15 protein-coding genes are annotated in these 12,338 nt (G+C 65.6%); 4 read left to right on the top strand and 11 right to left on the bottom strand.

Annotated elements, in window-relative coordinates:
* Window positions 1-11 precede the first annotated feature (11 nt).
* The gene (locus AC5ZH6_RS26910; protein WP_006368844.1) at window positions 12-467 is read left to right on the top strand and encodes an AfsA-related hotdog domain-containing protein; all 456 of its coding nucleotides are present in this window, start codon (window positions 12-14) and stop codon (window positions 465-467) included.
* Between the two features lie 111 nt (window positions 468-578).
* Window positions 579-1,787 carry an IS110 family RNA-guided transposase gene (locus AC5ZH6_RS26905; protein ID WP_005193666.1) on the top strand — a complete coding sequence of 403 codons (1,209 nt, stop codon included), beginning with the start codon at window positions 579-581 and terminating at the stop codon, window positions 1,785-1,787.
* A 21-nt stretch (window positions 1,788-1,808) separates the two neighbouring features.
* On the opposite strand, the gene AC5ZH6_RS26900 is transcribed toward AC5ZH6_RS26905, so the two are convergent.
* The 5 genes from AC5ZH6_RS26900 to AC5ZH6_RS26880 all read right to left on the bottom strand — a co-directional run bounded on the left by AC5ZH6_RS26900 (window position 1,809) and on the right by AC5ZH6_RS26880 (window position 7,059).
* A complete protein-coding gene (locus tag AC5ZH6_RS26900) occupies window positions 1,809-3,047 on the bottom strand; it encodes an IS701 family transposase (RefSeq protein WP_138944083.1) in 1,239 nt (412 codons plus the stop codon).
* Window positions 3,048-3,224: 177 nt separating this feature from the next.
* On the bottom strand, window positions 3,225-3,878 hold the full coding sequence (locus AC5ZH6_RS26895) for a DsbA family protein (protein ID WP_005193670.1): 654 nt from the start codon (window positions 3,876-3,878) through the stop codon (window positions 3,225-3,227).
* A gap of 270 nt (window positions 3,879-4,148) precedes the next feature.
* Entirely contained in the window at window positions 4,149-4,664 is a 516-nt protein-coding gene (locus tag AC5ZH6_RS26890) for a signal peptidase II (protein WP_005193672.1), read from the bottom strand.
* Window positions 4,661-6,661: a heavy metal translocating P-type ATPase gene (locus AC5ZH6_RS26885; RefSeq protein WP_005193676.1), complete on the bottom strand. Its 2,001-nt coding sequence runs from the start codon at window positions 6,659-6,661 to the stop codon at window positions 4,661-4,663. The genes AC5ZH6_RS26890 and AC5ZH6_RS26885 overlap by 4 nt, the downstream gene beginning before the upstream one ends.
* Complete coding sequence (locus AC5ZH6_RS26880; protein WP_010844639.1) at window positions 6,658-7,059, bottom strand: ArsR/SmtB family transcription factor; 402 nt, start codon at window positions 7,057-7,059, stop codon at window positions 6,658-6,660. Before AC5ZH6_RS26880 ends, AC5ZH6_RS26885 begins: the two co-directional genes overlap by 4 nt.
* A gap of 92 nt (window positions 7,060-7,151) precedes the next feature.
* On the opposite strand from AC5ZH6_RS26880, the gene AC5ZH6_RS26875 reads away from it, so the two are divergent.
* Entirely contained in the window at window positions 7,152-7,748 is a 597-nt protein-coding gene (locus AC5ZH6_RS26875) for a class I SAM-dependent methyltransferase (RefSeq protein WP_020173046.1), read from the top strand.
* A gap of 569 nt (window positions 7,749-8,317) precedes the next feature.
* On the opposite strand, the gene AC5ZH6_RS26870 is transcribed toward AC5ZH6_RS26875, so the two are convergent.
* Window positions 8,318-8,680, bottom strand: a complete 363-nt coding sequence (locus AC5ZH6_RS26870; RefSeq protein WP_005193682.1) for an Rv2640c family ArsR-like transcriptional regulator — start codon at window positions 8,678-8,680, stop codon at window positions 8,318-8,320.
* Between the two features lie 97 nt (window positions 8,681-8,777).
* Here AC5ZH6_RS26870 and AC5ZH6_RS26865 point away from each other — a divergent pair, with 97 nt between their 5' ends.
* Window positions 8,778-9,263 carry an ArsI/CadI family heavy metal resistance metalloenzyme gene (locus AC5ZH6_RS26865; protein WP_010844638.1) on the top strand — a complete coding sequence of 162 codons (486 nt, stop codon included), beginning with the start codon at window positions 8,778-8,780 and terminating at the stop codon, window positions 9,261-9,263.
* A gap of 23 nt (window positions 9,264-9,286) precedes the next feature.
* Here the strand turns inward: AC5ZH6_RS26865 and AC5ZH6_RS26860 are convergent, their stop codons facing one another.
* The 5 genes from AC5ZH6_RS26860 to AC5ZH6_RS26840 are packed head-to-tail and all read right to left on the bottom strand — an operon-like array spanning window position 9,287 to window position 12,294.
* Window positions 9,287-9,697: an arsenate-mycothiol transferase ArsC gene (locus tag AC5ZH6_RS26860; protein WP_496168035.1), complete on the bottom strand. Its 411-nt coding sequence runs from the start codon at window positions 9,695-9,697 to the stop codon at window positions 9,287-9,289.
* Window positions 9,694-10,119 (bottom strand): arsenate reductase ArsC, encoded by a 426-nt coding sequence (locus AC5ZH6_RS26855; RefSeq protein WP_496168033.1) that lies wholly within the window; start codon window positions 10,117-10,119, stop codon window positions 9,694-9,696. Before AC5ZH6_RS26855 ends, AC5ZH6_RS26860 begins: the two co-directional genes overlap by 4 nt.
* Window positions 10,120-10,160: 41 nt before the next feature.
* Window positions 10,161-10,778 (bottom strand): arsenate reductase/protein-tyrosine-phosphatase family protein, encoded by a 618-nt coding sequence (locus AC5ZH6_RS26850; RefSeq protein WP_496168031.1) that lies wholly within the window; start codon window positions 10,776-10,778, stop codon window positions 10,161-10,163.
* Window positions 10,779-10,834: 56 nt separating this feature from the next.
* Complete coding sequence (gene arsB, locus AC5ZH6_RS26845) at window positions 10,835-11,935, bottom strand: ACR3 family arsenite efflux transporter (protein WP_496168030.1); 1,101 nt, start codon at window positions 11,933-11,935, stop codon at window positions 10,835-10,837.
* Window positions 11,932-12,294, bottom strand: a complete 363-nt coding sequence (locus tag AC5ZH6_RS26840) for an ArsR/SmtB family transcription factor (RefSeq protein ID WP_020173050.1) — start codon at window positions 12,292-12,294, stop codon at window positions 11,932-11,934. The genes arsB and AC5ZH6_RS26840 overlap by 4 nt, the downstream gene beginning before the upstream one ends.
* Between the last annotated feature and the right edge of the window lie 44 nt (window positions 12,295-12,338).

Below are 12,338 nucleotides of genomic sequence, written 5' to 3'. Positions count from 1 at the left end.
AGGGGCTTATCGTGACGTACACCTTGCAACCGCAACTGTCGCACTCCACTCTGGTGCCGCGAGAACACGTGCATCGGGATGCGCTGTCGGAGGTTTATCTGACCGACATCATCTGCGATCGGTACCCGAACTTTCGTATCGGCGTCCACCTGCCGAAGTCGCACAGCTACTACAGCGATCACATCGGACCTGCAGAGTTTCGGTACGACCCGCTGCTGATTCTCGAGTGCTTCCGGCAAACATCGATCCTGATCGCACACCGTCACGTAGGCGCGGGCTTTGACCAGGCCTTCATCTTCAACGACGCCGACATCCAGGTCGTATCCCACGAGGCAACGACAATCACCTTTACGTTGGAGTACGTCCGGGGCGGTCGCCTCGGACGCTCGTCCGCGGTTCGGGGCGTGGCTCGACAATCACCTGTGTGCCCTCGGTGGCTCGGCGTGGAAGGCCACCCCGGACCGTGACGGGTCGTTTCGGCCGCTGATTGAGAAGTGTTCGCGAACTTGTCGCTGTGTAAAGGTGCGCCGGCGAAACAACCCCTGACGAGGTCACCAGGTTCGAGCAGAGAGGTTCATGTGGTCGAAACAATCTGGGTAGGAATCGATGTCGGCCGTCACGCACACCACGCCGCCGCTGTGGACGACGCGGGGACGGTGCTGTGGTCACGTCGGGTACCGAACGATCAGGCGGCCATCGAAGCGATTGTGGACCAGGCGTGCCGTGTCGAATCGGTGGTGTGGGCGATCGACATGACCGCGCCGGAATCGGCCCTCCTCCGAGGGGTGTTGTCCCGCCGCGGCCAACACATTCGCTATGTACCTGGTCGCGTTGTGCACAGCATGACCGGCGCTTTCGCCGGCGAAGGCAAAACCGACGCCCGCGACGCGGTGGTGATCGCCCAGACCGCGCGCCTGCGTGGTGATCTCGCGACGGTCGCGGTCCCTGATGACGTCGCGATCGAACTCGACCTGTTGACCGGGCATCGCCGCGACTTGGTCACCGAACGCACACGAGGCATCAATCGACTGCGCGGCCTGCTGACCCGCATCTTCCCCGGTCTCGAACGGTGCTTCGACTACTCGACGTTGACTGGTTTGGCGTTCGTCACCCGCTTCACCACACCGTCGGCGATTGATGGGGTCTCCGACGAGGAGATTTACGACCACCTACGCGGTCAAGGAGTCCGCCGGCCGACCATCCCGAAGATGATCAGCAAGGCGCGTGCCGCCGCGGCCGCGCAGACCGTCGCTCTGCCTGGTGAGGCGACCACGGCATTGCTGGTGCAGCAGGCGGCTACCTCGCTGATGGCGCTCACTCGCCAGATCACCTACCTGGATAAACAGATCGCCGAGGTGTTCCGCCGAGACCGCCACGCCCGGATTCTTGAATCCGTACCCGGTATCGGCACCCGAAGTGGTGCCGAACTCATCGCGTTCACTGGTGGCGACCTCACGTCGTTCGGCTCGGCTGCCAAACTGGCTGCCTACGCCGGTCTTGCTCCCGTCCCGCATGATTCAGGTAACCGGCGGGGCACATTGCGTAGACCGCAGCGCTACCACCGGGGTCTGCGGAAGGTGTTCTACATGGCCGCACTCAACAGCTCGCAACGCGACGGACCATCACGGGAGTTCTACCAGCGCAAACGACGCGAGAACCGCTCTCACGTGCATGCGCTCATCTCGCTGGCCAGACGGTTGATTGATGTTGTGTGGGCACTCATCCGTGATGGCCGAGAATGGACTCCGAGGGGCGCCGGCCCGCCCATCGCGGAGGCTGCCGCCTAGTACTACAGCTGTAGATTGAGTCTATTGTGGTGTTGACCTGCGTTTTTGGTGGCAGAGTTGTGCGCGTTTCTGGTGTAGTCGTCGCCATCGGGACCAGTCGAAGAGTCGCGTGTTGGTGTGCAACGGAGCGAGGACAAGCGCGATGAAGAGTCGTCGGAATTCGTTGATACTCAGTCGGATCAGGGAGGGGTCGACGGCTTCGATGGCGCGTTGGGCGACGGTGGTGACGGCCAGGAAGGCGTGTGCGAGCATGACCAGGATGGTCCAGCGGTGCCAGGAGGTCCAGGTGCGAACCTGATGCTGGTCGAGTCCGGTGAGCCCTTTGCTGGATTGGAAGGATTCCTCGATGGTCCATCGGCGGCCGGCCACGCGCACCAACTCCGTCAGCGAGGTTTGTTGCGGGTGCGAACAGCGGTGGTAGGCCAGTTCGCCGGTGGTGTCGTTGCGGCGGATCAGGAGCCAGTGGTGGCCGGGCAGGTCGGGTTCGGTGATGGTGACTTTCGCCCAGGAGTACCAGCGTTCACCCTTGCTTCCCTGGCCCGCCGAGACGTGTTTCCACGCTCGTGCGGGGAGCTTTGCGGCGATGGTATCGGCGCGTCTGCGGTATCCGTTGATGGTGACCTGGCGGTGGCATCCTACGGTCAGGACGTAGCCGATATGATTGTGGGCGAGCATGGTTCGTAGTTTGGGGTCATCGCCGTAGACTTCGTCGCCGGCCACCCATTGGGTGGTGATACCCGCAGCGCGGGCGCGGGCGATCAGACCGGCGGCCAGGACGGGTTTGGTGGCGAACTCGGTGCCCTCGGGTACGCCGGCCTCGGCCAGTCGGGTCGGGTCGTTGGTCCAGGATCGGGGTAGGTACAGGGCCCGGTCGATCAGGGCGTGCCCGAGGGCTGTGGCGTAGGTGAGGTACACCGCGACTTGACAGTTCTCGATGCGTCCAGCGGTTCCGGTGTATTGCCGTTGTACACCAACTGTTTTGGTGCCTTTCTTCAGGTCGCCGGTCTCATCGATCACCAGGACTGCTTGGTCGGTGCCGAGGCCATCGAGGACCAGTTGTTGCAAGTCCTCGCGCACGTCGTCGGCGTCCCACTTCGCGCGGGAGAGCAAGTGCTGCAGTTTGTCTGGTGTGGAATGCCCGGACAGTTCGGCCATCGTCCAGCAATTCTTGGTCGCCAACGACGAGATCACTCCCAGCAGGAACGCTCCCGCGTTGCGGGCGGTTTCATGTCGGGTGAACCGTGGGGTGATGGTGTCGATTAGCGCGTCCAGCCCGGCACGCCACCGGTCATGGTCTAGGCTCGGACCTGCGGTTGTCGTGGGCGTCTTTGGTTTCTTCACAAACTCTGAATATGCCCCGACAGCCGCGCTGACCAGCGCAAACACGCCGAGGGTCACTCCGATCCCAATCTACGGCTGTAGTACTAGCCCCTGAGATCATTCAGACGCCGCTGCACGCACCGCCGCGGTGAGGTCGTCGATCGTGTTCGGTTGTAGCCGATTCTCGTCGAGGAAGAATGTGGGGGTGCCTTGGACCCCGAGAGCCAGACCGTCAGCGACGTCGGCGCGGATCCGTTCGAGCGTGGCCGGGCTGTTGTAGACCGTGTCGAAGGCCGCCATATCGAGATCGAGGTCGACGGCGAAGCTACGGAACAGGTCGTCAGCGGGGACTTGCTGTTCGCCCCAATGGGTTTGGGTGGTGAACATGCGCTGGTACATCTGCTCGAACCGCCCCTGCTGGGCGGCGGCTTCGACCGCGCGAGCAGCACGTTCGGCGTTGAAGTGTCCGGGCATCGGAAAGTAGCGGACGACGAACGTAACGCGGTCGCCGTAGGTTCGCCGCAGATCCTCGATGACCGGGTAGATGGCTCCGCAGGCTTCGCACTCGAAGTCCAGGAACTCGACGAATTGCGCCCGGCTCTGCGCAGGCGACGTCAGCCGATGACTGTCGGGCCGGGTCACCAGATCAGACACCGCGGCGGTATCGGACGGGGCGGGTGTGGAAGTGTCCTGATCGACGAGGACGGCGACTCCGATACCGACGATAATGGTTACGAAGAACGCCCACGCGAACTTGGTTGGTCTGGTCATACGTTCAACGTAGAGGCGATGTCGGCGGGAATGAGGATCGGTCTCATCAGGCCGGGGGTTGCCTTCGGGGTAGCGCCCGGAATGTATGAACCTGATGTCTGTTCTCAGTCTTCATGGGTGCGCGCTACAAGCGGATCAGATTCTGTATCCGGCAGCGAGGAGTCTCTGGCGTTTCCTCTGGGAGCGGACCATCGAGACTCCGGGCAGACGGTGAGCCGGGCAGTGACCAGCGCGGCCAGCCGGGCCCTGCGCCGGATCGGGGGGGGGGGGTCAGCGCTCGGGTGAATGCTGCGCTCGTTCGTCGGGACTCCTGAATGCGGTGAGGGTGATCAAGATGGCAGCGCCGCCGACGATGAATGTGTCAGCGAGGTTGAACGTTGGCCACCAACCGGTGTGGAGATAGTCAGTGACCACTCCGTCGGGGAACCGATCGATGAGATTGGCGCTTGCCCCGCCGAGGATCGCTGCTAACCCCAGCCGCCCGAGGTGCCCGGTGCCTGGCGCCATCCGCCAGGAGGTGACCGCGACGATGAAGGTGATGATTCCGGTGACTGTGGGCAGCACCCATGCCGGGGCATCGGCGGCGATCGAAAACGCCGCGCCCGGATTGAATGCCAGCCGCAGCTGCACCGGCCCCGTTCCGATGACTGCGCCGTCCGCGAGCGCGCTTGTGGCCCATGCCTTGACGGCCAGATCGGTGGCCGCGAGTCCGACAGCGACGGCCAGCAGCCCGCACCGCCGTGTGAGGCGTACGCGGCGGTGCGCCACCGGAACCGCGGTGATCACTGCCCGACCGTCACTACGGACGGAGTCCGCTGGCCAGTTCCGGTCCTCGCCCGGGCTAGCGCTTTGACCCGGCCGGCGCGGACTCCGTTGGCGATGACGACGATCTCGGCGAGTTCGTGGACGGCGACGACGGCGGCGAGGCCGAGTATCCCGAACAGCGCGAGAGGGATGAGGATCGCGATCAGGGCGAGGGACAGGCCGACGTTCTGCAGCATGATCTTCCGGGCGCGGCGGGCGTGATCGAGTGCCTGCGGGAGGGTGCGGAGGTCTTCGCCCATGAGGGCGACGTCGGCGGTTTCGATCGCTACGTCCGATCCCATTGCGCCCATGGCGATGCCGAGGTCGGCGGTGGCCAGGGCGGGAGCGTCGTTGATGCCGTCGCCGACCATCGCGGTGAACGAGTTCGTTCGGAGGTCGCCGATGATGCGGGCCTTGTCTTCGGGGCGGAGGTCGGCGTGTACGTCGTCGATGCCGGCGATCTTCGCCAGCGCGTTGGCGGTGGCGGTGTTGTCGCCGGTGAGCATCGCGACCGTGGCGCCGATGCGGTGCAGGTGCTCGATTACCGCGCCGGCTTCGGGGCGAAGCTCGTCACGGACGGCGACCGCGCCGATGACCTGACCGTCGTGTTCGATCAGGACGGCGGTGGCGCCGTCGGCCTGCATGGCCGCGACCCGCTCATCGAGCGGGCCGGGCTCGATCCAGTCGGGACGGCCCAGCCGCGCGGGCCGTCCGTCGACGAGGCCGGTCAGGCCGGCCCCGGGAACAGCCTGCACATCGCGCGCGGCGGTGGTCTCGCCGTGGGCGGCGAGGATCGCGCGGGCGAGCGGGTGTTCGCTGTGCGCTTCCAGCGCCGCGGCGACGGCGAGCACCCGCTCCTGGCCCGGAGTGCGGTCGCCCAGGCTGCTCCCGGTGCTAGGAGCAGCGGTGTCGGTGGGGGTGGTGGCGATGTCGACGACGGTGGGCCGGTTCGCGGTCAGAGTGCCGGTCTTGTCGAGGGCGACGGTGCGGACCCGGCCGAGGGCTTCGAGGGCGGCACCTCCTTTGACCAGGACGCCGATCTTGCTGGCGGCGCCGATCGCCGCGACCACGGTCACCGGCACAGAGATCGCCAGCGCACACGGCGACGCGGCGACGAGCACGACCAGGGCCCGTTCGATCCACGTGGCCGGGTCACCGAGCAGGGAGCCGAGGATCGCAATGGCGGCGGCGAAGATCATGATCGCCGGTACCAGGGGCTTGGCGATCCGGTCGGCGAGGCGTTGCGCGTCGCCCTTGCGGGACTGTTCGGCCTCGACGATCTGCACGATCTTGGCCAGCGAGTTGTTCTCCGCCGTGCTGGTGACATGCACGCTCAGGGCGCCGGTGCTGTTGATCGACCCGGCGTAGACCTGCGTGCCGGGTCCGGCTTCGACAGGCACGGATTCGCCGGTGATCGCCGAAACATCCAGTGCGGTGCGGCCTTCGGTGATGGTGCCGTCGGTGGCGATCCGCTCGCCGGGTTTGACCAACATCTGGTCCCCGACGGCCAATTCCGCCGGGGAGACGGTGACCGGGGTGCCGTCGCGGAGCACGGTCGCGGAGTCCGGGACCAGATTTAGTAGCGCCCGCAGCCCGCGGCGGGTGCGGGCGACGGCGTACTCCTCAAGGCCTTCGCTGATGGAGAACAGCACAGCGAGCATCGCGGCTTCGCCGACCTCGCCGAGGATCACCGCGCCGACCGCAGCAATCGTCATCAGGGTGCCGACGCCAATTTTGCCCTTCGCCAACCGGCTCAGGGTCGAGGGGACGAATGTCCACGCCCCGATCAGCAGCGCCACCCACTCCAGGGCGAGCGCGACCGGTTCGGGGCCGCCGGACCAGCTGGTGATGTACGCGGCGAGCAGGAACACCGCGGCCGCGGCGGCAGCCTGCAGCTCCCGCACCTGCCACCAGTGCTCCGGAGCCTGCTCGTCCTCACTGGCCGGTTCGTCGTGCCCGCATCCGCATGCGTCGCTCATCGCCGCACCCCCGCCTTCGTGTCGCCCGTTGTGCAGCAGGAGGTGGTGGCGTCGGTGCCGTAGTTCGGGCACAACACAACCGCGTTTCCGGTCGCTGCCAGGAGGGTTTCGGCGGCGGCGAGCACGTCCATCAGCTCCGGTCGGGCCAGGCTGTAGAACACCTGCCGCCCCTGCGGGCGGCCTTCGACGAGCCCACAGTCCCGTAAGCACGCCACGTGTGCGGAGACCGTCGATTGCGCCAACCCCAGCTCCGCCATCAGATCCGCCACCCGGGCCTCGCCACCGTGCGCGAGGCGGGTTGCGATTGCCAGACGGGTCCCATCGGAGAGGCTGTGGAACAACGCCACCGCGGGATCGAGGTCCGCCCCAGTCGCCACCGAGCACTCATTCATCGTCATATGACGATGATAGCGGCATTGTGTGCTGTAATCGAATCATCACGAAGAAGTGGCAGCAGGCGCGGCCGGGCGAGATGGTGGGAGCTGTTGGTATGCCGTCGATGTCGACGATCGAGTCTCTGTTCTGCCGCAGCGCACCGTGGCAGGCGGCCACCGGCAGGTGGGTACTCCCGTGGGCGCTGCAAGGCATCCATCCCCGAGGCCGGGTCCTTGAAATCGGTGGCGGCGCCGGCGCGATGACCGAACAGATCCTCACCACCAACCCCGACGAACTCGTGGATGTGACCGTCACCGACTTCGACCCGGTCATGGTCGCCGCCGCCAGCGATCGGCTGCAGGGTTTCGGGGCCCGCGCTCACGCCCAGGTCGCCGACGCCACAGCCCTGCCGTTCGAGGACGGAAGCTTCGACACCGTCGTCTCGTTCATCATGTTGCACCACGTCATCGACTGGGAACGCGCAATCGCCGAGGCCGCCCGAGTGCTCGCGCCCGGCGGAATGCTGGTCGGCTACGACCTGCTCGGCAGCGCACCGGCGCGGCTGCTGCACAACCTCGAAGGGGCACCGCACCGGTTCATCCCCCGTGGCGAACTCCGCCTGCGCCTGACGTCTTTGCCTCTGACCGACATCACGGTCCGCGAGAACCCTGCGCTCGCCCGGTTCCGTGCCCGCCGTGCCGGTGACCGATGACCACGCCACCACTGCACGGGCATCACCATGGCCCTCCCTCGGACGAGCTCGCCGAGCTCGAGCAGCGTGACGTCGCGGTGGCGTTCGTCGACCTCGCCGGATACAGCGTGTTCACCGAGTTCTGCGGCGACCAGGAAGCCGCAGAACTGGCCATACGGTTGGCCTCTCAGACCTGGCAGGCAGGCTCTACGACCGGGCACGCGGCTGGTCAAGGCCATCGGCGATGCGGTGATGCTCACCGCCGACGCCCCCCAAGTGATCCTCGCCACGATCACCGCCCCCGCGGCCGCGGCCGCCGGTCAAGACGGATTCATCGCCCTACGCGCCGGGATCGATCCACTACGGCAGCGCAGTCGTCCGCGACGGAGACCTGTTCGGGCACGCGGTCAGCGTCGCCGCCCGCATCACCGCCCTCGCTGGCGCCGGCCACGCCGTGATCACCGATCCGATCTGCCCGCCACCAGCCGAGCTGGATTGCTCGCCATGCTCGCTGACCTGCTGAAAGACACCGGAGTTGGCCTGCCAAAAGGACACCCGGATAAGGCTCGCTCAGTTCGTGCCGTCGCCGTTCAACAGCAACCCGTCGTAGCGCTGAGAACGTTGCGTAGTGCTTCCAACGAGTCCGGTTGCGCTCGGTAGTAGACGTTCATGCCGCGGCGCTCGGGGGTGACCATGCCGGCTTTGCGGAGCTGCCCCAGGTGGTGACTGGTGGTGGCTTCGGTGAGGCCGACCGCGGTCGCGAGGTCGCAGGTGCAGGTCCCGTCACCGGTGTCGGTAAGCAGGATTGAGACGAGCTTGATCCGAACGGGATCGGCAAGCGCCTTGAGCCGCAACGCGATCTGCAGCGCGGTGTCGTCATCGAGCGGGGCCGCGGATACCGGTGCGCAGCAGATCGGGGCGCTGATGTCGACCATCGGCAAGGGCTTCGGCATGACCAGATCGTACGCCCCTACTTGACATATGTCGAAAAGGTGGCACCCTGCATGTGTCATTAGTTCGATATATGTCTCACAGGTGAAGGTGATGGTCATGTCCCGTATGCAGCTCGCGCTCAACGTCGATGATCTCGATACCGCGATCGAGTTCTACTCCAAGCTGTTCAACACCACCCCGGCCAAACGCAAGCCGGGATACGCCAACTTCGCGATCGTCGAGCCGCCCCTGAAACTGGTGCTGCTAGAGAACCCCGGCCAGGGCGGCACGATCAACCACCTCGGCGTCGAGGTCGAATCGAGCGAGAAGGTGCACGCCGAGATCGCCAGGCTGTCCGGGGAGGGCCTGTTCACCCAGGAGGAGATCAACTCCACCTGCTGTTTCGCAACCCAGGACAAGGTCTGGGTGACCGGACCGGCGAACGAGAAGTGGGAGGTCTACACCGTGCTCGCCGACTCCGACACGTTCGGGACCAGCCCGAAACTGTTGGAGCAGAACGCCAACGATGACGTCGAGCAGGGTTCGGTGTGCTGCGGTGGCAGCGCCGCCGAACCGGCTGAGGTGCGCACTGCTTGCTGCTGAGGGGTCGTGGCTTGCGCTCTCGCCTACCGCGCGATGCGGTCGGCGAGGGCGCGGATCCGGTTGGTGATGTCGTCGCGGATTAGTCGCATCCGTTCGATACCGTCGATGCCCCGTTCGGAGGGTTCGTCGGTGTTCCACACTTCGAGGGCGACGCCGTCGGGTGGGGTGACGTCGGCGGTGCCGACCACCACGACGAGATCTGCAGTTTGCATCAGTTCGTCGGTGAGTTGCCGCGGCTGATGCCCGTCCACGGTGGCGCCGACTTCGGCGAGCGCCTGGGCGGACAGCTCGTTGACCTGGCCGCCGATTTTCGCGCTGGTGCCGGCCGAGGACGGGGTGATCCGGGCGGTGACTGTCGGTGTGAGATGTTCGGCCATCACCGATTTGCCGCGATTGGACACGCACACGAACAGCACCTGCGGTGTCGTGCTCACCGGCCGACCTGCTGGTCGGCGGGTACGAGTTCGTCGAGGAGGTCCGCGACGAGTCCGCGGATCTGATCGCGGATCGGGCGGACCGCGTCAATGCCTTGGCCGGCTGGGTCGTCGAGGGCCCAGTCGCGGTACCTGACGCCGGGGAATACTGGACATGCATCGCCACAGCCCATGGTGATCACCACATCGGAGGATTCGACCGTGTCGGGGGTGAGGACCTTCGGTGACTGCGCGGAGATGTCGATACCGACTTCAGCCATCGCCGCGACAGCGGCGGGATTGATCGAGTCGGCGGGAGCAGATCCGGCGGAGCGGACCTCGACACTGCCCTGGCTCAGAGCGGTGAGGAACCCCGCAGCCATCTGTGAGCGGCCAGCATTGTGGACGCACACGAACAGCACGCTAGGTCGAGAGGAAGACATGAAACACAGGCCCTTTCAGCTGTGGAGGAAAGCTCGAAAAGTCACACACGGTCGGCCGTGAGCTCGGCAAGGAGCTCACGAACCCGGGCATCAAGGTCATCGCGGATCGCGCGAACCTCGCCAAGTGGACGGCCTTCAGGATCGGAGACCGTCCAATCGAGATACCGCTTACCGGGATAGATCGGACACGCGTCGCCGCAACCCATCGACACCACCACGTCAGCGGCGGCGACCACATCGTCGGTTAGCGGTTTGGGGTACTCGGTACCCAAGTCGACGCCGATCTCGCTCATTGCTTCGACGACGGTCGGGTTGATCGAATGAGCCGGCCCCGATCCGGCCGAGCGCACATGTACCCGCCCAGCGGCGTGATGGGTCAACAATCCGGCAGCCATCTGCGAGCGGCCGGCGTTCTGCACGCAGATGAACAGGACTTCGGGCACATCCTTGGGCACCGCCCCCTCAGCCTGCGCTAGGGCGCGTAACCGATCAGCCGCGAACCGGCCCGCCAAGGTCGTCAGATGCGCATGCACCCGGGAGGTACGCCGTAACACGGTGTAGGACTCGAAAACACAGCGTTCCACCGTCTGTCGAGACACCACCCCCTCGTACTTGGCGGCCAAGTCAGCTGCGGTACGGGCGAGCACGGTATGCGGCATCAGCAGCTCGGGTTGGGCGGTGTTCGCCGCGACTCAGCTGTTCGTCCAACACATTCTCAGACATCGCGAACAGGCTCCTTCGACACATCTAGGCTAGAAGCAGTGGGAGTTGTGAAGCGTTTCCGCAACGCCAGAGACACATAGACGAGGGCGACGAGAACCGGGACCTCGATCAGTGGCCCGATGACCCCGGCGAGAGCCTGGCCGGAGGTCGCACCATAGGTCGCGATCGCGACGGCGATGGCGAGCTCGAAGTTGTTGCCGGCGGCGGTGAACGCCAGCGTGGTGGTCCGTGCGTAACCCAGCGCCATCACGGCGCCGAGGACGAATCCGCCACCCCACATCACCGCGAAGTAGATCAGCAGCGGCAGCGCGATCCGCACGACGTCCCACGGGTGAGAGGTGATCTGCTCCCCCTGCAAGGCGAACAGGATGACGATGGTGAACAGCAGACCGTAGAGGGCCCACGGCCCCAATCGCGGGAGGAACGAGGATTCGTACCATTCGCGGCCTCTGGCCCGTTCGCCGATGCGGCGGGTGAGATAGCCGGCGACCAGCGGGATTCCGAGGAAGATCAGCACCGACTTCGCGATCTGCCACGGCGAGGTGTCGATGGTCGTCTGTTCCAGGCCGAGCCATCCGGGTAGCACCGAAAGGTAGAACCAGCCCAGCACGGCGAACATGATCACCTGGAACACCGAGTTCAGTGCGACGAGGACGGCAGCCGCCTCGCGGTCGCCGCACGCCAGGTCGTTCCAGATGATGACCATCGCGATACAGCGCGCCAGACCGACGATGATCAGTCCGGTCCGGTACTCCGGTAGGTCGGGGAGCAGAAGCCAGGCCAGCGCGAACATCAACGCGGGTCCGACGATCCAGTTCAGCAGGAGCGATCCCAGGAGCAGGCGACGATCGCCAGTGACCGAGTCGAGTCGGTCGTAGCGCACCTTCGCCAGCACCGGATACATCATGATCAGCAGTCCGAGAGCGATTGGCAGCGAGATGCCGTCGATCTCCACGGCCGCCAGGGCGTCACCCAGGCCGGGAACGGTGCGGCCCAGCATCAGGCCCGCGACCATTGCTGCGCCGATCCACACCGGCAGGAACCGGTCGAGCATCGACAACTTCGCCGCGACCGCGGTGTCGGTGGTGGTCACTGGTCGGCCTCGCACGAACGAGTTTCCCCCACAACCATGGCGAGATCGCCCAGCAGGACCGACAGTTGTTGCAGTGCTTCGGTGTTCACACGGTAGTACACCCAGGTCGCGCGGCGTTCGCTCGTCACCAGACCCGCCTGACGCAGCACCTTGAGATGATGCGAGATCGTCGGCTGCGACAGCTCGAACGGCCCGGAGATGTCGCACACGCACGCCTCACCTCCCGGATGCGCGGCGACCTCCGACAGCAACCGCAGCCGAACCGGATCCGCGAGCGCCTTCAGCAGCGGGGTAACCGCTCCGGTCTCGTCACCACTCAGGCCGCGGCCTGGCAAGAGAAGCAAGTTCTTATTCGACACCCGTCAATATTGACATACATCGATTCAACGGGACAAGGCCCTCC

This window comes from Gordonia sp. YC-XJ4 (genome assembly GCF_059511865.1).
The sequence above is the reverse complement of the archived record's forward strand: the minus strand, read 5'-3'. Positions and strand labels throughout refer to the sequence as shown.

Coding starts and splice junctions, on each gene's coding strand:
- AC5ZH6_RS26895 (WP_005193670.1), bottom strand. CDS start 3,878: ATGACCAGACCAACCAAGTTCGCGTGGGCGTTCTTCGTAACCATTATC.
- AC5ZH6_RS26885 (WP_005193676.1), bottom strand. CDS start 6,661: ATGAGCGACGCATGCGGATGCGGGCACGACGAACCGGCCAGTGAGGAC.
- AC5ZH6_RS26880 (WP_010844639.1), bottom strand. CDS start 7,059: ATGACGATGAATGAGTGCTCGGTGGCGACTGGGGCGGACCTCGATCCC.
- AC5ZH6_RS26875 (WP_020173046.1), top strand. CDS start 7,152: ATGCCGTCGATGTCGACGATCGAGTCTCTGTTCTGCCGCAGCGCACCG.
- AC5ZH6_RS26870 (WP_005193682.1), bottom strand. CDS start 8,680: ATGCCGAAGCCCTTGCCGATGGTCGACATCAGCGCCCCGATCTGCTGC.
- AC5ZH6_RS26865 (WP_010844638.1), top strand. CDS start 8,778: ATGTCCCGTATGCAGCTCGCGCTCAACGTCGATGATCTCGATACCGCG.
- AC5ZH6_RS26855 (WP_496168033.1), bottom strand. CDS start 10,119: ATGTCTTCCTCTCGACCTAGCGTGCTGTTCGTGTGCGTCCACAATGCT.
- AC5ZH6_RS26850 (WP_496168031.1), bottom strand. CDS start 10,778: ATGCCGCATACCGTGCTCGCCCGTACCGCAGCTGACTTGGCCGCCAAG.